This is a genomic window from Halobellus inordinatus (assembly GCF_024498335.1).
GTDB lineage: Archaea > Halobacteriota > Halobacteria > Halobacteriales > Haloferacaceae > Haloquadratum > Haloquadratum inordinatus.
Genome location: NZ_CP101825.1, coordinates 443,222 through 465,441 on the forward strand (window position 1 = coordinate 443,222; position 22,220 = coordinate 465,441).

The 22,220-nt window shown below is 66.3% G+C and carries 26 protein-coding genes; 20 read left to right on the forward strand and 6 right to left on the reverse strand.

The genetic code is table 11. The features are described from left to right. The first annotated feature begins 58 nt into the window (after nt 1–58). From NO362_RS02245 to NO362_RS02255, 3 genes are all read left to right on the forward strand, one after another. Complete coding sequence (locus NO362_RS02245) at nt 59–328, forward strand: DUF8103 family protein (RefSeq protein WP_256545967.1); 270 nt, start codon at nt 59–61, stop codon at nt 326–328. 110 nt (nt 329–438) lie between these two features. Further along, on the forward strand, nt 439–777 hold the full coding sequence (locus NO362_RS02250; RefSeq protein ID WP_256545968.1) for a helix-turn-helix domain-containing protein: 339 nt from the start codon (nt 439–441) through the stop codon (nt 775–777). Between the two features lie 189 nt (nt 778–966). Further along, nucleotides 967–1,317 (forward strand): ArsR family transcriptional regulator, encoded by a 351-nt coding sequence (locus NO362_RS02255; RefSeq protein WP_369335095.1) that lies wholly within the window; start codon nt 967–969, stop codon nt 1,315–1,317. Nucleotides 1,318–1,360: 43 nt separating this feature from the next. On the opposite strand, the gene NO362_RS02260 is transcribed toward NO362_RS02255, so the two are convergent. Further along, on the reverse strand, nt 1,361–1,624 hold the full coding sequence (locus tag NO362_RS02260) for a hypothetical protein (protein WP_256545969.1): 264 nt from the start codon (nt 1,622–1,624) through the stop codon (nt 1,361–1,363). 174 nt (nt 1,625–1,798) lie between these two features. Between NO362_RS02260 and NO362_RS02265 the strand changes: the two genes are divergently transcribed. From NO362_RS02265 to NO362_RS02280, 4 genes are all read left to right on the forward strand, one after another. After that, nucleotides 1,799–2,209 (forward strand): DUF7971 family protein, encoded by a 411-nt coding sequence (locus NO362_RS02265; RefSeq protein WP_256545970.1) that lies wholly within the window; start codon nt 1,799–1,801, stop codon nt 2,207–2,209. Between the two features lie 88 nt (nt 2,210–2,297). Next, nucleotides 2,298–2,591: a ubiquitin-like small modifier protein 1 gene (locus NO362_RS02270; protein WP_256545971.1), complete on the forward strand. Its 294-nt coding sequence runs from the start codon at nt 2,298–2,300 to the stop codon at nt 2,589–2,591. Next, a complete protein-coding gene (locus tag NO362_RS02275) occupies nt 2,588–2,857 on the forward strand; it encodes a MoaD-like domain-containing protein (protein ID WP_256545972.1) in 270 nt (89 codons plus the stop codon). Before NO362_RS02270 ends, NO362_RS02275 begins: the two co-directional genes overlap by 4 nt. Nucleotide 2,858: 1 nt before the next feature. Beyond that, nucleotides 2,859–3,251: a DUF8048 family protein gene (locus tag NO362_RS02280; protein ID WP_256545973.1), complete on the forward strand. Its 393-nt coding sequence runs from the start codon at nt 2,859–2,861 to the stop codon at nt 3,249–3,251. Between the two features lie 93 nt (nt 3,252–3,344). Here NO362_RS02280 and NO362_RS02285 read toward each other — a convergent pair whose 3' ends face one another. Further along, nucleotides 3,345–3,689, reverse strand: a complete 345-nt coding sequence (locus NO362_RS02285; protein ID WP_256545974.1) for a DUF7562 family protein — start codon at nt 3,687–3,689, stop codon at nt 3,345–3,347. Between the two features lie 177 nt (nt 3,690–3,866). On the opposite strand from NO362_RS02285, the gene NO362_RS02290 reads away from it, so the two are divergent. The 5 genes from NO362_RS02290 to NO362_RS02310 all read left to right on the forward strand — a co-directional run bounded on the left by NO362_RS02290 (nt 3,867) and on the right by NO362_RS02310 (nt 10,563). Continuing rightward, nucleotides 3,867–4,346: an RNA-binding protein gene (locus tag NO362_RS02290; protein ID WP_256545975.1), complete on the forward strand. Its 480-nt coding sequence runs from the start codon at nt 3,867–3,869 to the stop codon at nt 4,344–4,346. A 244-nt stretch (nt 4,347–4,590) separates the two neighbouring features. Next, nucleotides 4,591–4,944, forward strand: coding sequence for a cell division protein SepF (locus tag NO362_RS02295; RefSeq protein ID WP_121568572.1), 354 nt, complete (start codon nt 4,591–4,593; stop codon nt 4,942–4,944). Nucleotides 4,945–5,208: 264 nt separating this feature from the next. Beyond that, the gene (gene uvrA, locus NO362_RS02300; protein WP_256545976.1) at nt 5,209–8,157 is read left to right on the forward strand and encodes an excinuclease ABC subunit UvrA; all 2,949 of its coding nucleotides are present in this window, start codon (nt 5,209–5,211) and stop codon (nt 8,155–8,157) included. A 165-nt stretch (nt 8,158–8,322) separates the two neighbouring features. Beyond that, nucleotides 8,323–9,387, forward strand: coding sequence for a WD40/YVTN/BNR-like repeat-containing protein (locus NO362_RS02305; protein WP_256545977.1), 1,065 nt, complete (start codon nt 8,323–8,325; stop codon nt 9,385–9,387). A 93-nt stretch (nt 9,388–9,480) separates the two neighbouring features. Continuing rightward, entirely contained in the window at nt 9,481–10,563 is a 1,083-nt protein-coding gene (locus NO362_RS02310) for a geranylgeranyl reductase family protein (protein WP_256545978.1), read from the forward strand. An 18-nt stretch (nt 10,564–10,581) separates the two neighbouring features. Here NO362_RS02310 and ygfZ read toward each other — a convergent pair whose 3' ends face one another. Continuing rightward, nucleotides 10,582–11,706: a CAF17-like 4Fe-4S cluster assembly/insertion protein YgfZ gene (ygfZ, locus tag NO362_RS02315; protein WP_256545979.1), complete on the reverse strand. Its 1,125-nt coding sequence runs from the start codon at nt 11,704–11,706 to the stop codon at nt 10,582–10,584. Between the two features lie 82 nt (nt 11,707–11,788). Beyond that, entirely contained in the window at nt 11,789–12,091 is a 303-nt protein-coding gene (locus NO362_RS02320) for a DUF6432 family protein (protein ID WP_256288731.1), read from the reverse strand. A gap of 147 nt (nt 12,092–12,238) precedes the next feature. Between NO362_RS02320 and NO362_RS02325 the strand changes: the two genes are divergently transcribed. From NO362_RS02325 to NO362_RS02350, 6 genes are all read left to right on the forward strand, one after another. Then, a complete protein-coding gene (locus NO362_RS02325; RefSeq protein WP_256545980.1) occupies nt 12,239–13,465 on the forward strand; it encodes a DUF7093 family protein in 1,227 nt (408 codons plus the stop codon). A 69-nt stretch (nt 13,466–13,534) separates the two neighbouring features. Then, nucleotides 13,535–13,915, forward strand: a complete 381-nt coding sequence (locus NO362_RS02330) for a DUF5611 family protein (RefSeq protein WP_121568579.1) — start codon at nt 13,535–13,537, stop codon at nt 13,913–13,915. A 120-nt stretch (nt 13,916–14,035) separates the two neighbouring features. Next, nucleotides 14,036–15,004 carry an ROK family protein gene (locus tag NO362_RS02335; protein ID WP_256545981.1) on the forward strand — a complete coding sequence of 323 codons (969 nt, stop codon included), beginning with the start codon at nt 14,036–14,038 and terminating at the stop codon, nt 15,002–15,004. A gap of 121 nt (nt 15,005–15,125) precedes the next feature. Further along, nucleotides 15,126–15,458: a NifU family protein gene (locus NO362_RS02340; protein WP_121568581.1), complete on the forward strand. Its 333-nt coding sequence runs from the start codon at nt 15,126–15,128 to the stop codon at nt 15,456–15,458. Between the two features lie 179 nt (nt 15,459–15,637). Continuing rightward, nucleotides 15,638–16,618: a DUF5787 family protein gene (locus tag NO362_RS02345; protein WP_256545982.1), complete on the forward strand. Its 981-nt coding sequence runs from the start codon at nt 15,638–15,640 to the stop codon at nt 16,616–16,618. A 98-nt stretch (nt 16,619–16,716) separates the two neighbouring features. Further along, entirely contained in the window at nt 16,717–17,241 is a 525-nt protein-coding gene (locus tag NO362_RS02350) for a TQO small subunit DoxD (protein ID WP_256545983.1), read from the forward strand. A 49-nt stretch (nt 17,242–17,290) separates the two neighbouring features. Here NO362_RS02350 and NO362_RS02355 read toward each other — a convergent pair whose 3' ends face one another. Next, entirely contained in the window at nt 17,291–18,115 is an 825-nt protein-coding gene (locus NO362_RS02355) for an MBL fold metallo-hydrolase (RefSeq protein WP_256545984.1), read from the reverse strand. A gap of 101 nt (nt 18,116–18,216) precedes the next feature. Between NO362_RS02355 and NO362_RS02360 the strand changes: the two genes are divergently transcribed. Continuing rightward, a complete protein-coding gene (locus NO362_RS02360) occupies nt 18,217–19,470 on the forward strand; it encodes an outer membrane protein assembly factor BamB family protein (RefSeq protein ID WP_256545985.1) in 1,254 nt (417 codons plus the stop codon). 31 nt (nt 19,471–19,501) lie between these two features. On the opposite strand, the gene NO362_RS02365 is transcribed toward NO362_RS02360, so the two are convergent. Then, entirely contained in the window at nt 19,502–20,875 is a 1,374-nt protein-coding gene (locus NO362_RS02365) for an ATP-binding protein (RefSeq protein WP_256288724.1), read from the reverse strand. A 202-nt stretch (nt 20,876–21,077) separates the two neighbouring features. On the opposite strand from NO362_RS02365, the gene NO362_RS02370 reads away from it, so the two are divergent. Then, nucleotides 21,078–22,211 carry a thiolase family protein gene (locus NO362_RS02370; protein WP_256545986.1) on the forward strand — a complete coding sequence of 378 codons (1,134 nt, stop codon included), beginning with the start codon at nt 21,078–21,080 and terminating at the stop codon, nt 22,209–22,211. Nucleotides 22,212–22,220: the final 9 nt, after the last annotated feature.

The following is a 22,220-nucleotide window of genomic DNA, read 5'->3' on the forward strand; positions in this document are numbered from 1 at the left end:
TTGCGGATGAACTATCAGTGAAGTACAAAGTTTAAGTAGCAATTAGCATCAGTATAATGTGATGTCAAAGCAACAAGAGGGAGTTGGTCACCCCCTCGAGGAGCTCCCGGACGAGCGAGCTGTCGATTGGACGATCGTCCGGTCGCTTCTCACAGCGAACGAAGCGACGTCGCGGGCGCTCGAATCGCATCTGCTGCAAGCGTACTACGACGAATCGAAGGGGGCCAAGACGGAATCAACGGAACAGTACGTCGAACGAGCGATCGCCAGACACGAACGGATCATCGAAGATCTGCGGTTCGCGCGCGACCTCCTCGACGAGCGATAGGAGGCTGATACTCGCAGTAGTATCCGGTTACTGCGTTTTTCTCCGCAAATACCGCCGTTGTACCGCTGCCACATAGTTGATTATTTGTTCTTGGGCGTGAAGTCCGGGGTATGAAACTCGCAGTCCCCACCGACTTCGACATCCTGGAGGCGCTCTCCGACGGGCGTCGGAACACGGCTGTGAACCTCTCGCACATTCTGGACAAGAATCGATCGTACATCAACACGCGACTCCCCGTGCTCGCGGACTACGACCTCGTCGAGCGCGTCGGGCCGGCACCGAACAGCGGACTCTACGAGATCACCGAGAAGGGACGTGTCGTCGTCGAACAGCGTGACCAGTATCGCACGGAGGGCGTCGACTTCGACGAACTCGTCGCCGAGGAACTGAAAGCCCGGACCGAGGGATCGGGCGATGTTGGTGGCGCCGACGACACAGCCGGCGCGTAGCGCCTGCCGGCCGAGAGCCGAGCGCATCTCCACTGTCTTTTATAGTAGCGTTCCCGCGTCTCGAATCGTCGCACGGCGTTCGTCTGACGGCCACCCGAGCACCGACTCACGAAGGGAGAAATACTATATACTGGCAGTAGATACGGACTGTATCGATGCCGGTGGACGGTGCCGGCGGGGGGTACACAGATGGGACTGGAACTGGTGGAACCGACGGATTTCGAGATTCTGGGGTATCTGGCCGAGAAGGGCCGGAACAACGCCGTCAACGTCGCGGTCGCGCTGGATCGTGACCGCGGGTATATGAACACACGTCTGGGCACGCTCGCGGACTACGGTTGCGTGCGGCGCGTCGGACCGGCCGAGAACAGCGGGCTCTACGAGATCACCGGGATGGGCGAGGCCGCGCTGGAGCACCGCGACGCACGGCACGACCCCGACACCGACTTCGAGGCGCTCGTCGAGGCGAGCGTGGCCGGCGACGGTGCTGGGACGGACCCAGGCGACGCTGAGACAGATGCGGACGACGCTGCAGAGTAAGAGACGACCGGCGAGTCGTGCGGATAGCGAAGCGTCGCGTCGCTCACTCGTCGTCGGGGCGGAGAATGTCGTCGAGCACGTAGAGACCGAACGGGACGGTTCCACAGACGACCGCAAAGAGCGCGACTTCGAGTCCCGCTTCGCCAAATTTGTCGATGTAGATGGTGAGGTTGCCCTCAAACACGTATGCGATGAGGACGACCGTACCTACAAGCAGCGTAGAGAAGCCACCGAGGATGGCCGTATACCACGCGATGAACCGCCGGAAACGGTCGTGTGTCGCGAATTCGAAAGGTCGAGAGAGCATTGTCGAGCGGCCGTATCCTCACAATGAGGGCTGCATACTTCGTTAGGATCCAGTATCCGCGGTAAGACCCGCATAGGGGGTCGAGAGACCCTGCATAACGCCCCCGAAAGATCGACCCCGAACAACCGATCCCGCGACGGCGACTTTTTCACCCCGGCAGCCCTCGATGCGGATATGACAGACGACGCGTCGGAGACCGACCGCGAACTCTCGCTCGGCGTCCCACAGCAGATCCTCGAATCGCTCCCGGAGGATGGCGCGAACGCCGCCGCCGATATGAAAGAGGCGGTGGGCGGACTACAGCGAAGTCTCGACGAGGCCATCGAGTCCGCCGACTCGGAGTCGGAAGCCGCGAGTTACGCCGTCGACGCGATCGAGCACCTCGAAGACCGAATGGAGACCTACGACGAGTTCATCCCCGAACTCCGCGCGTGGGGGCAGTCCCCGATCTACGCGATCGCGTGGCGGAACCTCTATGCGGAACTGATCGCACAGCTCTACGAACACGAGTGGCTCGCGGCCCAAATTGACCGCGAGCGCAACTATCGGCTCGTCGAAGACGGGATCCGATTCGGCGACCGATAAGTCGAGGCACGGTCGTGTCCGTCACCGGGTGCGGCAATCGGTCGCACAGGCGCGCACCTTTTTTGCCTGCTGCGCCCCAGACACGGGTATGACGTTTCAACTGCGGTTCTTCGCCAACTTCCGCGAAGCGGTCGGGACGAAGACGATCACCCGCGAATACGACGCTGAGACGGTCGGAGACGTCCTCGTCGCGCTCGAATCCGAATTCGAGGGGTTGGCCGGCCAGATCATCGAAGACGGACGGGTCCGACCGCAGGTGAACGTCCTCCTGAACGGTCGCGACGTCGAACACGAAGCGGGGACCGACACGCCGATCGAACCGGACGACACGCTGAGCATCTTCCCGCCGGTCGCCGGCGGCGCGTTCGGGGGGTCGTCGTGAGCACAGATCGAGTGACCCGCGAGAAGTCGTTTCGGGGTATCTCGGTCCGACTGGCCCGTCACTACCTCGAAAAGCTCGGCGGGACGGTCGTCGACGACGAGCACGTCGAGGGCGAGGAGTGGACGGTCTCACTCTCCGCAGAGAAAGTCGCCGTCGGCCCGACGCTCGAACTCACAGAGGTGACGGTGGTCTTCGAGGGCGACCCGGACGTGCTCGATTCGCTCATCGAACGGTTCGCACAGAAAGCGATGCGGGCCGGTGGGTGAGATGGCTGCAGACAACCGGCCCGACGACGCCGACCGTGTGCCGGTCCCGCTCGACGGCGACGTGCTCCAGTACACCGGCGCGACCGCGAGCATCGCCCCGGAGCGGCTCGGCTCGCTCCTCCGGGAGGTGCAGGCCCACCTCGAATCGAAGCGCGACGACTATCGACGCGCCTACGAATGTCCCGTCACCGACGAGGAACGCGACGTCTACCTCGTCCCGAGCGGCTACTGGACCGACCTCGGGGCAGACATCGGCCTCTCGGAGTCAGAGATCGACGCGGTCAGCAGAGCGCACTGCCAGCAACTCCGCCGTCTCGGAACGAAGACCGACCGGCGCGAGGAGTTCGAGACGGCGCTAGAAATCAGAGATGCGGTCGTCGTCAGTCGGGCGTGAAAAGGGCTGTTCTCATACTGTCGGACAGCAGTTCGTGAATTATGTTGGCACCCACGGGGTGCCGATGATTTTCACATAATCTGTCCGACAGCATCAGGACTCGTGTCCAGGCTCTTCAGCGGGGCCGTACCGCTCTTCGACGGCCCGGAAGTACCGCGAGAGGAACGTCGCGTTGGGCTGTCCTGCTTCGCCGTCGGTCTCGCCGTCCCGCTCCGCGTCCGTCCGTTCGAGTTCGAGCAACAACGCTTCGAGTTCGTCCCGCGGTTGGTGACAGAGGTCTCGATAGCACTCCTTACAGAGGTGTTCGAACGTCTTTCCGTGTCTCTCCCAGCGGTTTCCGTGCTTGTCGTACTCGCGCGCCTCCGAGCGCGGGAGTGAGGTCCCGCATGCGATACAGACGACCGTCGATCCATCCCGGTTGGTCCGGGAGCGCCACATAAAACTCACCACGCACCACCCGCACTTAGCGTTTTTCCGCGGGCGGGAGACGGGGCATCGACGCCGCCACGACACCGCACCGACGCCGCTACGGTGTTGCACCAGTGCGCAGGGTCTCGCCGGCCCGGCGGGGCCCGTGTCGCGTGATTTATCGGCTGGCGCGCCGTGTCCTCGGATATGCAGATCAAATCCCGCCACCACCTCCGCGCGGACGAGATCGAGGAGCTGGAAGCTGGCATCGAGGCGAAGACGGGCGTTGCTCTCGACGGCGACACCTACGAGATGGTCGAGCTCGCGGACGAACCGTTCGACATCGTCCTCGTCGACGGCAAAACCGACATCGTCCAGTTCGAGGACGAGGCATTTCTGACCGTGCAGGGAGCGAACCGACACGGGCCGACGAAGGGCGTCGTTACCGTCGATGCGGGCGCCATCTCGTTCGTCAGCGACGGCGCGGACGTGATGCGCCCCGGCATCGTCGAAGCCGACGACGACGTGACGGAGGGCGATCTCGTCACCATCGCCGAGGAGACTCACGGAAAGGTCCTCGCGATCGGTCGCGCGCTCGTCGACGGCGAGGAGATGACCGGCGACTCGGGGAAGGTCGTCGAGTCGATCCACCACGTCGGCGACGACCTCTTCGAGTTCGTCGTCTGATAAGGAGTATCGTACGTCTCCATATAGGGATTATCGTAAGTCGTCATAGATGTCTCGCCGGACGGGACGGCGAGACTCTCCGAACAGGTGCGATAACCCCTATGACCGCTCGACTGTCGTCCTCACGATCGTCCCCGTGTAATTTCTCATCCGGGGCGCGACACCGCGTCACCTCCCGCAATCGTCACTCGTCTGACGTTCGTCTGACGTAAGAACTAACGTCGTTCTTTCGTTTGTAGGTGGTATGGGCATTATGAGCAAGATCATCAGCGGGGGCGGACAGCACACGACCGACGAGTACCTCGACCTCGACATCGAGGGCGTAGAATCTTCGCGTGGGGCCGCGGAGATGAACGTCCGGATCGCGACGATCAGCAGCCAGCAGGACGTCGTCGCCATCAAAGACGCTGTCTACGACGGTGATCTCGTCATCGCAGACATCACGCGACACACGACCACCGACAGCACGATGGAGCACATCATCGACGACCTCCGACAGGTCGCAGACGAGGTCGACGGCGACATCGCACAGAAGGGCGACGACCAGATCATCATCGCACCCACGGGCGTCGCCGTCGCGCGCGAAAAGCTGAACTGACGACAACTACGGGGCAACCGTCGGGTCGTATCACCGCTGCTGTACGCTGACTGCTGCCTTTTGACTGGCCGTCGGTCGCTGTTACATCCGCTTCGGCGGACACTGTTCTGATAGGGATTATCGTAAGTCCTCATAGATGTCTCGCCGGACGGTACGGCGAGAATCTCCGAATAGTTACGATAATCCCTATGAGAGCCATTTCGACGCCGGCGTGACCGCCGGAACCGACGAACTTTCCTCTCCGCTCTCCATATCGGGTCGTAGATGAGCAAGGACTTCATCGAGGTTCGAGGTGCCGAAGAACACAACCTCAAGGACCTCGACGTCCGGATTCCGCGCGAGACGTTCACCGTCGTCACCGGGCTCTCGGGGTCGGGGAAATCGTCGCTCGCCTTCGAGACGGTCTACGCCGAAGGGCAGCGCCGGTACATCGAGTCGCTGTCGGCGTACGCTCGCAACTTCCTCGGGCAGATGGACAAACCGCAGGTCGAAGCCGTCGAGGGGCTCTCGCCCGCGATCTCCATCGATCAGAAGAACGCCGCCAACAACCCCCGCTCGACGGTGGGCACGGTGACCGAACTCCACGACTACCTCCGACTGCTCTACGCCCGTGTCGGGACGCAGTACGACCCCGTGACGGGCGAGGAGGTCGGCGAGCAGTCCGCCCAGGAGATGGTGAACCAACTACTCGAACTGCCGGCGGGCACGCGGGCGAAGATCGCCGCGCCCGTCGCCCGCGACCAGAAGGGCGCGTTCGAGGACCTCTTCGAGGACCTCGTCAGCGAGGGGTACGCCCGCGTCGAGGTCGACGGCGAGTCCTACGACCTGACGCTCGATCAGCCGGAGTTAGACAAGAACTACGATCACACGATCGACGTGATCGTCGACCGGGTGAAGATCCGCCCCGAGGATCGCTCCCGGATCGCCGACTCCGTCGAGACCGCGCTCGAAGAGGCCGACGGCGTGCTGAAGGTGATCGTCCCCGACCCACCCGAGGACGTCCCATTCGCATCGAACACGCGGTCGACGGGGGCGCTCGCCGGTGAGGGTGACGACCGCCTCGTCGTCGAGTTCTCCGAGGAACTGGGCAACCCCAACTCGGACTTCCAGTTCTCCGAGATCGAGACGCGCTCGTTCTCGTTCAACAGCCCGCACGGGGCCTGTCCCGAGTGTGAGGGCCTCGGTCAGACCAAGGAGGTCGACGAGGATCTCGTCGTCCGCGACCGCTCGAAACCGATCAAGCACGTCTTCGAGGCGTGGTCGTACAACCGCTCGTACTACCGGACGCGGCTGGATTCGGTCGCCGAGCACTTCGGCGTGAGCGTCGACACGCCCTTCGAGGAACTCGATCCGGAGATTCAGCGGCAGTTCCTCTACGGCACCGACGAGGAGGTCGTCTTCCAGCGACAGACGAGAAACGGCACGCGCCGGAAGACGAAGCGCTTCGAGGGCGTCATTCCGAACCTCGAACGCCGCCACGTCGAGACCGACTCCGAGTCGACGCGCGAGCACATCGAGGACTATATGGCCGTCACCACCTGCCCCGCCTGCGAGGGGACGCGGCTGAAAGAGCAGTCCCGGCACGTCTACGTCGCCGGTACCTCGATCACCGAAGTCAACCGGATGAGCATCGGCGACGCGCTCGACCACTTCGAGGGGCTCGAAGCGGAACTCACGGCGCGCGAGCGAACGATCGCCGAGGAGATCCTCAAAGAGATCCGCGACCGCCTCGGGTTTATGGAGGAAGTCGGCCTCGAATACCTCACGCTGGACCGCGAGGCGTCGACCCTCTCTGGTGGAGAGAGCCAGCGCATCCGGCTCGCGACGCAGGTCGGTTCCGGCCTCGTCGGCGTCCTCTACGTCCTCGACGAGCCCTCGATCGGACTCCACCAGCGCGACAACGACCGCCTGCTGGACACGCTCGAAGGGCTGCGCGACCTCGGGAACACTCTCCTCGTCGTCGAGCACGACGAGGAGACGATGCGTCGCGCCGACAACGTCATCGATATGGGTCCCGGCCCAGGCAAGCGCGGCGGCGAGGTCGTCGTCCAGGGCGACTTCGACGACATCGTCGCGGCCGAGGACTCGGTCACCGGCGACTACCTCGCCGGTCGGAAAGAGATCCCGGTGCCCGAGGAGCGCCGCGACTCCGAGGCGGAGTTGCTGATCCGCGGCGCGCGCCAGCACAACCTGAAGGACCTCGACGTGTCGCTCCCGATCGGCCAGTTCACTGCGATTACTGGCGTCTCCGGGTCGGGGAAGTCGACGCTGATGCACGAGATCCTCTATAAGGGCCTGGCGCGCGAAATGAACGACAACACGTCCGTCGATCCGGGCGACCACGACGCAATCGAGGGGCTCGACGAGATCGAGACGGTGCGGCTCATCGACCAGTCGCCGATCGGCCGCACGCCGAGATCGAATCCCGCGACGTACACCGGCGTCTTCGACTACGTTCGAGAACTGTTCGCCGAGACGAAGCTCTCGAAGCAGCGCGGCTACGAGAAAGGCCGCTTCTCGTTCAACGTCAAGGGCGGGCGGTGTGAGGCCTGCGGCGGGCAGGGGACAGTGAAGATCGAGATGAACTTCCTCTCGGACGTCTACGTGCCCTGCGAGGAGTGTGACGGCGCGCGCTACAACGACGAGACGCTCGACGTCACGTATAAAGGAAAGACGATCGCAGACGTTCTCGATATGGAGGTCTCGGAGGCGCTGGAGTTCTTCGAGGCCAACTCACAGCTCCGGCGTCGCCTCCAGTTGCTCGAAGACGTCGGTCTCGGCTATATGACGCTCGGGCAGCCCTCGACGACGCTCTCGGGCGGGGAAGCCCAGCGCGTCAAGCTCGCCGAGGAACTCGGGAAGAAGCAGACCGGCGAGACGCTGTACCTGCTCGACGAGCCGACGACCGGCCTCCACAAGGAGGACGAACGGAAGCTGATCGAGGTCCTCCAGCGACTCACCGACAACGGCAACACCGTCGTCGTCGTCGAGCACGAACTCGACCTGGTGAAGAACGCCGACAACATCGTCGACCTCGGTCCCGAGGGCGGCGAGAACGGCGGCCAGGTCGTCGCGACGGGCACGCCGGAAGACGTCGCGCGCACGGAGGCGTCCCACACCGGTCGCTACCTCCGCGATCTCCTGCCCGACGTCGACGTCGACGGCCCGCGCGCGGACCGCCGCAAGCCCGCCAAACCTGCCGACGACGACTGATAGGGAGTATCGTAAGTCTGCATAGATGTCTCGCCGGACGGTACGGCGAGAATCTCCGAACAGTTACGATAATCCCTATGAGAGGCTCACCGAAGCCGTTTCTCCCGCGCCGGCCGCGGTTCCCTTCGTCGGCGAGGCCAAGTGACTGGGTCGCATACATCGGGTATGGTCACCTGCTACGCCGCCTCCCGCGAGGGCGTCCTCGTCATTCGGGACGTGGAGACCAGTACCGAAGGCGGTCCCGACACTGAGCCGTTCCGCGGTCCGTCCGCCGAGCACACGCTCGACGGCCATCGGGTCGAGTGCCTGGACGCCGCGAGCGACGCCCCAGAGCGCGTCTTCTGTGGGACGTTCGACGCCGGGCTGTTCCGCTCGGTCGACGCCGGGCAGACGTGGGAACGAGTCGGCAGCGACGTACTCCCGAAATCGGTGACGAGCGTGACCGTCTCGCCGCACGATCCCGACGTGGTCTACGCCGGCACCGAGCCCAGCGGCGTGTACCGCACGAGCGACGGCGGCGACACGTGGACGGAACTGTCGGGGCTGACCGATCTGCCGTCGGCGCCGCAGTGGTCGTTCCCGCCGCGTCCCGACACGCACCACGTCCGCTGGATCGAAGTCGACCCCGCGGACCCCGAGCACCTCTACGTCGCCGTCGAGGCCGGCGCGCTGATCCAGACCCACGACGGCGGCGAGACCTGGGAGGAACGCGCGCCGTCGACCCGCCGCGACACGCACACGATGGCGATCCACCCCGACGAACCCGACCGCGTGCGGGTCGCCGCGGGCGACGGCTACGCCGAGAGCGACGACGGCGGCGGGACGTGGCAGTTCCCACAGGACGGACTGAAACACCGCTACTGCTGGAGCGTCGCTATCGACCCCGGTGAACCGGGGCGCGTCCTCCTCTCGGCGGCCGCGGGGGCGCGCCGGGCACACACCCCGGAGTCGGCGGCCTCGTATCTGTACCGACGGGAGGACGCGGAAGCAGAGCGCGGGTCGACGAGATGGGACCGCCTCGACGACGTCGACGTGCCGACCGGGACCGGCGTTCTCCGGGCGACGCTCGCGCCCGGCGTCGCGGACGGTGAACTGTTCGCGCTCACCGACCGCGGCCTGTACCGAACTCAGGACGGCGGCGACTCCTTCACGCGCGTCGACGTGGCGTGGCCGGAGGCGTTCCGGGAGACGACGACGCGTGGGCTCGCAGTCGTCACGAGCGGGGCGTAAGCGGGCGTCACGAGTAGAGCGGAAGCGCGCGTCGCCAGGGACGGTCGCGTCCACCGGGAAGGTATTTGCCGCCGCGTCCGCTACGGGAGCGTGATGTACGATTTCGCGGTCGTCGGCGTCGGCCCGGCCGGCGCGCGCTTCGCCCGGCGCGCGGCGGCAGCAGGCTACGACGTCGTCGCCTTCGAGCAGGGGACCGTCGGGACGCCGCTGGCCTGTTCGGGCCACGTCAGCACCGACATCTGGGCGTACGTCCCCGACGACGCGAAGCAGAAACTCCTCCAGAATCGCGTCTACGGCGCGCGCTTCCACGTCGGCGGTCCCGACTCCTCGTCGTATCCGTTCTACAAGCGCGAGGAGATCTCGAACGTCATCGATCGCGTCGAACTCGACCGGACGCTCGCAGACTGCGCTCGCGACGCGGGCGCGGACGTTCGCGAACACCACACCGTCGTCGACGTCGACGAGCGCCACGACGCCGTCGAACTCACCGTCTCGAACGCCGACGGCACCGAGACTGTGGAGGCGAAAATGGTCGCCGGCTGCGACGGCCCGACTTCGCGCGTCCGGCGGCAGGTCGGCCTACCCGAACCGGGGGAACTGCTGCACGGCGTGCTCGCGTTCGATCCCGACTCCGACGACGGCGACTTCGTCGACGTCCACCTCACCGCACCCCGGTTCTTCGCCTGGCGCATCCCGCGCGGCGACGCGGGCGTCGAGTACGGCCTCGCTGCGCCGCCGGGCGAATCGGTGAACGACCTCTTCGACCGCCTGACCGACGCCTACGACGTCGAGACCGAACACTTCTGCTCGGGCGCGATTCCGATCGGTCCGCCCGAGCGAGTACACAGCCGTCGCGTCTTTTTGATCGGGGACGCCGCCGCACAGACCAAACCGTTCACCGGCGGCGGCATCCTCTACGGGATGACCGCGGCAGACTGCGCCGCCGACGCCGTAGAGCCCGACGATCCGGCGACGCTCCGGGACTACGAGTCCGCGTGGCGCTCGGAACTCTCCCGGGAGATCGCGTTCGGCCACTGGCTCCGCCGCGCGTACTCGCTCCCGGAGCCGGTGCAGCGGCTCGGCCTCCGTGCGCTCTCCGGTGAGATCGGCGTCCATATGGACCGCCCGACGTCGTTCTTCTCGCGGGAGCACCTCGGGAAGTTACTCGGACGATAGCCGGCGGAGACGAGAAAATCAGTCCGCAGCGTAGGTCGGGAGCCGTGCCGACGCGGCGCTACCCTCGACGAACGGGAGCGCGATGCGCTCGGCCGCGACGTCGGCGTCGTCACGGATCGACAGCGACGTCGCGTCGAGATCGAAATCCACGAGCGCCAGTGCGATGGGCGTCTCCAGCGACGGGCTCGTGACGGCGCGCGTCACGGCCCCCACGCGCTCGTCGCCGTCGAAGACTGGAGTCTCGGCCGGCGGGAGCGCCGCCGCCTCCGCGTCCGGGTCGGCCTCGCCGCCCGTCTCGATCCGGAGGCCGACGAGTCGCTGGCTCGGCTGCCCGCGGTTCTCGACCTTCGAGACGACCTCCTGGCCGACGTAACAGCCCTTCTCGAAGTCGAGCGCGTTGCGGAGGCCGAGGACGTTCGGGATCCGACCCTGTAGTTCGGTGTCGAAAAGCGGTGTCCCCGCCTCCGCCGTGAGCGTCTCCCAGGTCGCGTAGCCGAACGGGACGGCGTTCAGCCCGAACATCAGGAGCGTCTCGAAGACCCGTTCGGCCGCGTCGGCGGTGCAGACGACCTCGTAGCCCTCCTCGCCGGCGAGGCCGTCGCCGGCGATCACGGTCACGCCCTCATCGCCCATCGACCCGCGGACGAACGACAGTTCGGGTTCGGGCGCGCCCGCACCGTTGAGCACGCTCGCGACCTTCTCGGTCGATTGTGGGCCGTGAACGCCGAAGACGGCGAACTCAGAGGACGCCTCGGTGATCTCGACATCCTGGATGAACACCTTCTCGGACCACTCCTCGGCGAGCGGTCCCGCGCGCGCTGGCGGTGTGAAACAGAGGAGTCGCTCACCGGCGTTGTAGACGTACAGATCAGTCTTGATCCGGCCCTGGGGGTCCAAAAGCAGCGCGTAGACGCCCTCGCCGTCCGCGCGCGGGACGCGGTTCGAGACGGTGTCGTCGACGAACGCGATGCGATCGTCGCCCTCGACCACGACGACGCCGTAGCCCATCTCGATCACGCCCGCGCCGTTGCGGACTGCCCGGTGGGTCCGCTCCGGACGGCCGTACTCGCGGACGATCCGGCGGCCGCCGCGCTCTTCGAACGTCGCACCGTGCGCCTCGTGCAGTTCCGTGACGACCGTCATCGTACGTCTGTCCGCGTTCAGGGGTGAAAACCGCAGCGTCCTGTGGCGGCGCCGACGGCGGGCGCCGTCGGTCGGCCGTCGTTCACAGCCCCAGTCGATCCCGGAGCGCGTCGACGAAGCCGCGTTCGTCGGGACGCTCCTCCTCGGGATCGGGGACGGCTCGGTCGTCCACGAGGATGACGACGCGGTCGTCGTCGCCGTTCTGGACGGAGATGAGGTCGTCTTCTTTCAGTGCCGCGAGCGCCGCTTCGATTTCGTCGATGTCGGCGTCGACAGCGGCGCGCACCTCGAAGACGGTCATTCCCTCCTCCGCGCGATCGACGAGGGCGTCGAGAACCGCTACTTCGGTGTCACGTCTGTCTCGGAACTCGCGCCGCGCTCTCATAGGTGGTGATTCGCCCCGGTCGGGTATACGCTTACCGCCGTCGCGACCGTCCAGACGTGGTCTCGGACACCGGTCGCCCGCGTTCCGTCTGCCGTCCGTCTGACGCAGGAGGTACACTTTTGACGCTCAATGCCGGAAAGGCGGGTAATGGGACTCAAGTGCCGTCTTCTCGGGCACGCGTACGGGGAACCCGAGGTCGAACGCGATCGGGAGGAACAGGGGGACGAGGTCGTCGTCACGATCCGCGAGGTGCAGGTCTGTGAGCGGTGTGGAGACGAACAGGTCGTCAGTCAGAACAAGGAGGTGACGGCGATCCGCTCGCCCGAGGACGTCGGCCTCGACGAGCCGGAGCCCACAGAGAGCGAGCAGGCGTCGACCGGCAGTACGGGCGCGTCGGCAGCGGACGCATCCGGGACGGACGCGCCAGCGACGGGCGAGACGGCGCCGTCGACGGCGGCCGCGACGTCTCCCGTCGACGGGGCCGACGCGGACCAGCCCGGAGAGACGGCCGCCGCGTCCGCCGACCAGGACGCCGGCAGTCCGATGAATCAGATCGACGAGGCCGAGGCGGACGCTCACGGAAGCGGCGTCGAGAGCGAGGCTGACGCCGTCGCCGAAGGCGGGAACGCAGCCGAGACAGACGGCACCTCCGACGGCTGGGAGACCGGCAGCGACGAGTGGGACGACGTCGAGGCCGACCCCGACGCCGACGACGCGGTCATTCTCGACGACGCGGAGACCGAGCGCGACGACACGCAGTGGCCCGAGGAGACGGAGACGGATCCGAGTCGGGCCGCACAGCAGTCTGCGGCCGCCGAGCAGGGCGAACCGGTCGAGGACGACCCCGTCGAGGAAGAGGAGGTGACGAACGATGCGGAGATCATCGACGGCGACGCAGAGCAGAGCGAGCCAGCGGACAGCGACGAACGCGGCCACGGCGAGTGGCCCGAACGCGACGACGGCGCCGACGCCTGGCCCGAACACGAGGGCGACGACGAGGGCTACGCGGCGACCACCGGGAACGACGCCGACGTCGACCTCGGCGGAAATGGACTGACGCCAGAGGTGAACGGACACGCGGCGGCCGCAGAAAGCGACGGTGCAGAGACGATCGACGGGATCGCCGCCGAAGAGGGACACGGGGCCGTCGCGAGCCAGCAACAGCGCACAGAGCCCGCGAGCGCCGATCCCGGCGAGGACGGCTTCACTCGCGCGCGGGAGTCGACGACGCTCGAATCCGACGTCCCGGACGAACAGGTCGAATTCTACTGCCCGAACTGCGGACACTCTCGAACCGCGGGCGCGTCCTCGATGCGCGCGGGGGACATCTGCCCCGAGTGCAAGAAGGGCTACATCGCCGAGCGCGAGCGGTAAGGTCGTTTCGACCGACCGTCACGGCGCGGGGACGAAACAGGTAAACCACCACCTGCCGAAGCACGGTCTATGAAGGAGTACAAGATGCGTCGCGGGGAGACGCTGGAGGAACGCATCCCGGATATGGAGACGACTGTCGAGGAGTACTTCGGTCCGATCACGGACACGATGGAGTACAAGGGCAGCGACCTCTACGTCGTCGAGGAGCCCGATAATCCGGTCTTCAAACGCATTGTCGCCGGTGCTGTATCCTACAGCGGGAAGAAGGATCGCCTCGGCGTCGAATTCGAAGAGCGTGACCCCGCCGAACTATCGCCCGACGATCTGGAAGCCGCCGGCGACGCCGTCGACGCGAAGAACGACTTCCTGCTGGAAGCCACCGGTCGGGACGCGAAGTCGCGCCGCGACTCGATGAAGCGCGCCGTCGAAGACGACGCCCCCGACTACTGACCGACAGACGTATTCTCCTCGATTTCGGGGCCTCACTGACGCCGAGAGCGACTGGTGAACGGTCGTCACCGGGGCGGTGAACCCGCTGAGTTAAGTGCGGGGCTCACCCGTATCACCACAATGGCCTACTACGTGGGCGTCGACCTCGGGGCGACCAACGTCCGTGCGGTCGTCGCCGACGACGACGGCACGGTCATCGGAAACAGCGACGACAACACGCCGCACGCGCCGACTGGGATCATCGTCACCGAAGCCGTACTTCGGGTCGTTCGAGAGGCGTGCGACGACGCCGGAATCGATCCCGAGGAGGCGGCGGCGGCGGGCATCGGCGCGATCGGCCCGCTCGACCTCGCCGAGGGTGCCGTCGAGAACCCGGCGAACCTGCCGGACACCATCGATCGAATCCCCCTCACTGGGCCGCTCTCCGTGCTTTTGGACACCGAGCGAGTGTACCTCCACAACGACACGAACGCCGGCGTCATCGGCGAGCGCTTCCACTCCGAGCGAAATCCCGACGATATGGTGTATCTCACCATCTCCTCGGGGATCGGCGCGGGCGTCTGCGTCGACGGCAACGTCCTCTCGGGATGGGACGGGAACGCGGGCGAGGTCGGCCACATGACGCTCGACCCGCAGGGACACCTCACCTGTGGCTGCGGGCACGACGGCCACTGGGAGGCGTACTGCTCGGGGAACAACATTCCGCGCTACGCCGAGTTTCTCTACAGGGAAGACGACGTCGAGACGACACTGCCGGTCGAAGATCCCGACTTCTCGGCGGTCGACGTCTTCGAACACGCCGGCAACGACGAGTTCGCCACGTACGTCGTCGACCAACTGGCCCACTGGAACGCGATGGGCGTCGCGAACATCGTCCACGCGTACGCCCCGCTCATCATTTACGTCGGCGGCGCCGTCGCGCTCAACAACCCGGAACTGACGCTGGATCCGATCCGCGAGCGGATGGACGAGATGGTGATGTCGAACGTCCCGGAGATCGAACTGACGACGCTCGGCGACGAGGTCGTCGTGATGGGCGCAGTGGCGAGCGCGATGACCGACGGAACGGGCGATCGCGCTCGGCTGTAGCGCTCCGTTTTCCGTTTTGCCTCCCGATCGGTCGTGGAAGACCGTGACACACTTTTCTCGACGCCAGAAGAGCGCGAGCGCAACCGCAAGCTACCAAAGCATCGAGCGCCAACGGGTGGTAATGAGCGACACAGAGGACTCTCTCCGGCGGCGCATCGAGACCTGGATGGCCGGACAGATGCCGATCATCCAGATGCACGGCGGCGAGAGCGTGGTTCGGAAAGCCGATCCCGACACCGGCGAGGTCGTCGTCGAGTTGGGCGGCGCGTGCGCCGGCTGCGGCATCTCGAACATCACCGCCGACAACATCAAAGCAGACCTGATAATGGACTTCGAGGAAGTCCAGGACGTGCGAGTGAAGGTTCCGAGCGCCGGCGATCACGGCAGCAGCACGGTCGAGGGCGGCCGCGGCGGCGAACTGCAGTACGGCACCGAAGATCCGGGGCACTTCTGAGACTGTCGGACAGAAGTTCGTGAACTATGTTGGCGCCCGCGGGATGCCGATACTCTTCACACAGTTCTGTCCGACAGTATGAGACTGCCGGCTGTACAATCGGTCGCAGCGGCGGTCGGACCGAGACGTGACTCGGCACCCGACGAGGTGCTTTTGTCCGCCGAGTCCAACGTACGGGCGTGTACGACGCCGACGCGCCCCAGGAGTTCGCTTTCGAACTCGCACTCTGTGCACATCTCGAAGCGGCGACCGAGTGGGTGCTGGGCCGGCAACTCGGCGCGGCCGTCGAGCGTTCGGGCCGGCGAATTATGGACGTCGTCGGCGTCGTTCCCGGACCGGCGTTCGACGACCGGGCGCGAATCACGGCGGAGACGGTCCCGGTCCGCGCCGTCGAGAGCGACGTCGGCGTCGGCGAGGGGGTCGCCCGACACCGCGCCGTCCGCGAGTCTGATCGTCTCCACGACGCCGCTGTCGACGCTGCCGTAGAGGTCGGGTTCTTCGAGACGGAGCGGCGCAAGACCCGCGAGTACGTCCGGCAGACGACCCGGTATCCCGACGACTGGTTCGACCGCCTCGTCGGCATCGAGAACAAACCCGACCTCGGCGACCCGGGAGCGCTCGACCGACAGCTCCGCACCGACGTCTCGCTCGGGCTGTTCGATTCGGTGATCCTGGCGACCGAGAGCCACGTCACGCGGGCGCACCTGAACCGGATCCCGACCGAAGTGGGCGTCTGGCGCTTCGATCCGGAGACGCAGAGCCGAGACGTGATCCGCGAGCCCACGTCGCTATCGACGGACGCGCCCGGCGTCGAACTCGTCGAGGAACGCCCGCTCGAAACCGAGATCGAGGTCGTCGACGGCGACGCGAAGGCCCGTAGCCGGCGGCGCGTGGCCGAGCGGGTCTACGGGAAGGGGTGGCGCACCTACGACGCCCCGGCGTGTGCCCACGCCGAAGTGACCGACGACGGCCGCCCCTATTGTACGCAGTTCGGTCGCGTCGTCGATCCGAGTCGATCGTGTGGCGCCGACTGCGGCGCCCACGACCCCGCCGTCGCTCCCGAGGTTGACGCCGACGCACTCCGAGACGCGCGCACGCCCTGGGAGGGGAACCCGCCCGGCGTCCGTCGCCGCCAATCCGGGCTCGACCGGTTCAAATAACTGACTCGGTTTCGGGTGATTTGTTTTTTAGATACTGGGAATCGGCTTCTATTTATACAATCTTGCCGGCAAAAGGTGCAGATGTGAGGTGACGGACGATGGCCACATCCATTCAGACGACCGTTGGAAACGTCGTCGACTTCGACCTGCAGGGGACGCTCGCAGGCTACTGGGTCGCCGTGCTGCGCGTGGTGACCGGGTACTGGTTCCTCCACGCGGGGGTGACCAAGTACCTCGCCGCCGAGCCATTCGACGCGCAGGGGTGGCTCCTCAACGCGACCGGCGGAAGCCCGATCCAGGGCTTTCTCGTCTGGGTCGGCCAGACGCCGTGGCTGCTGGAGTTCACGAACCTGATGATCCCGCTGGGTGAGACGCTCATCGGACTCGGCCTCGTCGTCGGCGCGTTCGTCAGACTGGCGAGCTTCTTCGGGGCCTTCCTGATGGTGTTCTTCTACCTCGGGAACGCCGCCTGGAGCCACGGCCTGGTCAACGGCGACCTGATGGGCCTGCTGCTGTTCGCCACGCTGGGCGTCCTCGGCGCTGGACGGGTCCTCGGCCTCGACGCGGTCATCGAGAAGGCCGACCTCGGAAACACCCGGGCGGCGAAGTACCTGCTCGGGTAGCGACGTGGCACGTCGCGGCAGCCACCACACGCTCCTTTTGGTGTGAGATTCAGAGGTCGTATATCTCGCCGTCAACAGCGAGCGGTTCCTCGAACGCCTCCTCGACGGGATAAAAGTGCGCCGTGTGGACGAGGCGGGTCTCCGTCGCCGACAGGTCGGCAGCGAGGTCCAGCGCGCCCTCTCGGGTCATGTGCTTCGAGCCAAAGGTCCGCGGGACGCCGGCGGCGTCGTGGTGGTCGCCCCCGAGCGGGTGATGCTTGCACAGCGACGCCGGGACGATCGCGTCGGCGAGGAACAGATCGGGATCGTCGAGCACCTCGCGGGATTTCTCGGGGACGGCGTAGTTCGTATCGCCCGACAGCGACAGTTTCGCTCCCGTCTCGGGGTCCTCGATCGCCAGCCCGTAGCACAAAAGCGGCGGGTGTTCGACGGGGACGAGCGTCACCTCCAGCCCGCAGACCTCGAACGGTTCCAGCGGCGTCTGCGAGTGGACGGTCACCCGGTCCAGGTAGTCGTACTTGCTGCTCACGGTCTCTGCGACGCTCTCGCCCGTTGCGGGATCGGTCTCGTCGGCAGCGTAGACGGGGAGATCGTCGAACAGGCGGTAGGCGTTGCCGAGGCCGTCGAGATGATCGAAGTGGATGTGGGTGACGATCCCCGCGTCCGGCAGCGAGACACCCTGGGTTAAGAACTGATGGCGGAAGTCGGGGCTGAAGTCCACGAGCAGCGACGCGCCGGTGCGCTCGTTTTCGACGTGCACAGAGAAGCGCGTGCGCTCGACGCCGCGGCGGCGCGCCTCCGCGCAGGTGTCGCACTCGCAGTCGACTGTCGGCGTCCCGGTCGTATCGCCCGTCCCGAGGAGAGTGACCCGCATCGCTCGGAGGTAGGGGACCGGTGAGTGATATATTGTTGGCCCACCACGGCGGAGTCGCGGGAGCGGAAAGCACTTTTCGCCGGTGACTGAATCGGGGCAGTATGGTCCCCACGGATGCGCCTCACAGCGAAGCGGCCCGCTCGCACTCTGTGACCTCCCGCCGACGGTTTCTCGCACTCGCGGGAACCGCCTCTGTAACGTCTCTGGCCGGTTGCAGCGCGCTGACCGGCGGCGGCGAGCGGACGGGGTTTCACGACGGCGACTGGCTCGTGTACGGGAACGGCCCCGGCAACGCAAACCGCGTCGCGGGCGCCGCGCCGGCGCCTGACGAGCACGCGCCGTTAGTTCCGGCCGACTGGCCGTACGCGCCGCCGGTCGTTCACGACGGGATCGTGTACTTCGCCGCGGAGCGGCGCGTCGTCGCGATCGGAATCGACGGGCGAGACGAGTGGACGCGAGACCTCGACCGCGAGGTGTCCGGCGCGCCCGCTCTCGACCCCGAGCGCGGACGGCTGTACGTCCCGACACGAGAAGTGGGGCGGGCAGACGACGCCGGGGGAGGCGAAACCGGACCGGAACGAGCGTCGGTCACGGTCCTCTCGACGGCTGAGGGCGACGTCCTCGACTCCCACCGCGTCGGCGACGAGCGGACGTACGGCGTCACCGCCGCCGACGGGGACGTCTACGTCCGGAGCGCAACCGCGTGCGTCAGGCTCGCCCCCGACGGCACCGAGCGCTGGCGGCGCTCGCTTGATCGACTCGTCTACGACGAGTACAACCTCGGCGACTCGACCGCGACGCAGATCCCGCCCGCCGTGACCGACGACAGCGTCTACGTCCCGGATCGAAACGCGCTCGTGAAACTCGACCGCGAGGGCGGCGAGGAGCGCTTCCGCGTGCCGGTCGATACGCCGTACGCCGCCGCCGTCGCGGACGGGTCCGGCGTGATCCAGACCGGGTGGCAGGAGACGGTCGCGGTCGACCGCGCGGGCGAGGTGCGCTGGCGACGCGACCTCCAGAGCCGCGCCCCAGTTGCGGTCGACGGGAGCGACGTCTACGTCGTCGCCGGCGACCTCCACGAACTCGACGGAGAGACAGGTGACACGAACTGGCAGGCACACGTGCCGAGCGAAGGGACGGCCGCGCCCGTCGTGACCGACGAGGACGTCCTCGTCGCAGGGAGCGGCGTCCGCGCGTTCCGGCGGGACGCCGGTGGGTTGCTCGGTCCGGAGCGTCTCCGGTGGCGTGAGGATTCAGTCCACGCGACCGCGTACGCCTCGCCCGTGGTCGCGGCCGGCCGCGCGTTCGTCGCGGGACCGTTCGGGCTGCTCGTTCTAGAAACAGACGACAGGTGACTGGTGAAAACGAATCGACCGACGCCGTCGATCAGTGATCGTGCGCGTGGTCGTGTGAGTGCCCGTCGCCGTCGCCCGCGACGAGCTGTTCGCCGTCCGACATCATATCCATATTCTTCAGGTTGTCCCGCTCCTCGAAGTCCTCGACGGCTTCGACGATATCTTCCTGGGTGAGCGTCGTCCGTTCCTCGGTCAGCGCCTCCAGGACGGCCTCCCGAAGCACCATCCGGAGGTCAGATCCGGTGAGCCCTTCAGTTCGCTCGGCCACCGCCTCGGGGTCAAACTCGGCGATGTCCATCCGCTTTGTGATGATGCGGAGGATGTCCGCCCGCATCCCGCTGTCGGGTTTCGGGAAGTTGACAATCTCGTCGAAGCGCCGCCACGCCGCCGCGTCGAGCTGGTCGGGGTGGTTGGTCGCGCCGATGAGGATCACCTCGTCGCGGATCAGCGAGATGTCGTCGATGCTTTTCAGGAGGGTGTTGACCGCGCGCTTCAGCGCCGCGTGCTCGTCGGAGCGGCGCGTCTTCGCGACGGAGTCGAACTCGTCGATAAAGAGGATACACGGCGAGAGCCGCTTTGCGACCTCGAAGGTCTTCTCGACGTTCTTCGCCGTCTCGCCGAGGTACTGACTCGTGATCATCGAGAGTTTGACCTCGACGAACGGCAGGCCGAGTTCGTGCGCGAGGGCGCGTGAGACGGTCGTTTTTCCCGTTCCCGGCGGCCCGACGAAGAGGATCTTCCCGATCTCGCGGAGACCGATTTCGGCGAGGTACTCGCGGTGTTCGATCGCCTGCATCAGCTTCTGGATCTCGCCCTCCTGGTCGGTGGTCAACACGAGGTCGTCGAGCGTCATCTCGATCTCCTCGGGCGCGCGGACGTGCACGAGATCGAGCATCTCGGCGTCTTCCTCCTCGTCGAAATACTCGTCGAGGAGGCTGTCGATCCAGACGCGGTCGGCCTGGATCGGACGGGTCTGCTCGCGCGCTTCCGCGTGGGTCACGTCCACGCCGTCGTGGTCCTCGACGGCGGCCGCGATCGTCGGATTCGTCGCCAGTCGCTCGCGGTCGGCCCGGTCGAGGAACCACTCGATCGCCATCTCGGGTTGCGTCAGCGAGATGCGGCCGGAGAACTCCTCGCGCTGGGTGAAGAGCAGATCCGAGACCGCTTCCCAGGGGTGTTCGACCCCGGTCGCCTTTCGCGCGACGCTGTTGGTGACGACGAGCGGCCGCTCGATGCCGACGACGTTCGATTCTTCGTCGTCGTCATCGCCGTCCTCGTCGGACGGATCCGTCCAGAAAACTCGGCGGTACCGCGGCGGGAGATCGTTCTCGTCGAGGTCACGGTCTTCGGTGTAGAGATGTGCCGTGAGGAGGAACTCGACCACTTCGAGAGCCCGGTTACTCATCCCGAAGACGTTACCCACTCACGCGCATAAGCGCGTCGAAACGACGGTGGGAGAAGAATCGACAACGGGCGCGACAGCGTGATCGCGGCGCTGCGTACAGAGAAGATTGTACGCCCGTCGAAGAACTGCACGCCCGTACAACTCTGTGTGCAGTCCTGCGCGTTCGTACCCTTTTATCCCGACGGGGGTGTCATCGTATGCTATGCCAACGCCAGTCATCGCCGCTGCGTACCGCACGCCGTTCGGAAAGGCCGGTGGCGTCTTCGCGGACGTCCGCAGTGAGGACCTCTCGGTCACGCTGATCGACCACATCTTAGCGGAGACCGGAGTGGAAAGCGACGACGTCGACGACCTGATGTGGGGCGTCGCCCAGCAGCGCGGCGAGCAGGACAACAACCTCGCCCGCGTCATTGCGCTCCTCTCGGAGTTGGGAGAGAACGTGCCCGCGACGTCGATCAACCGCTGGTGCGCCTCCTCGATGCAGGCGATCGTCTCCGCCTCCGACGCCATCGCCGCGGGCAACCGCGAGTGCATCGTCGCGGGCGGCGTCGAGAATATGAGCCGCGTGCCGATGGACGGCGACTCCTATCAGCATCTCCACCCCGATCTCACGGAGGAGTACAACGTCTTCCAGCTCCAGATGGGAATGACCGCCGAGAAGGTCGCAGACGAGTACGAGGTCTCCCGCGAGGCGCAAGACGAGTACGCCCTCCGCTCACACCAGCGGGCCGCCGACGCGACCGAATCGGGGCGCTTCGACGACGAAATCGTCCCCGTCGAGACCGACGACGGGACCGTCACCGAAGACGAGGGTATCCGCCCCGACACCTCCCTTGAGGTGCTCTCGGAGCTCTCGCCGGCGTTCACCGGTGACGGCACCGTCACCGCCGGCAACTCCTCGCAGGTGACAGACGGTGCGGCCGCCGTGCTCGTCACCTCCGAATCATTCGCCGAGGAACACGGCCTCGACGTCCTCGCAGAGGTCGGCACCAACGCCGTTGCCGGCGTCGATCCGACAGTGATGGGAATCGGCCCGGTGCCGGCGACGCGCGCGCTGCTCGAACGCGCCGGCACCGACATCGACGACTACGGTCTCGTCGAACTCAACGAGGCGTTCGCCAGCCAGTGCGTCTACGCCCGGCGAGAACTCGGCGTCGAGAGCGAGCGGTACAACGTCAACGGCGGCGCGATCGCGATCGGTCACCCGCTCGGCGCATCCGGCGCGCGACTACCCGTGACACTCATTCACGAGATGCAAAAGCGAGACGTCGACCGCGGGCTCGCGACGCTCTGCGTCGGGTTCGGACAGGGCGAAGCGATCGAGTTCCTGCGGTAGTCGTCCGGA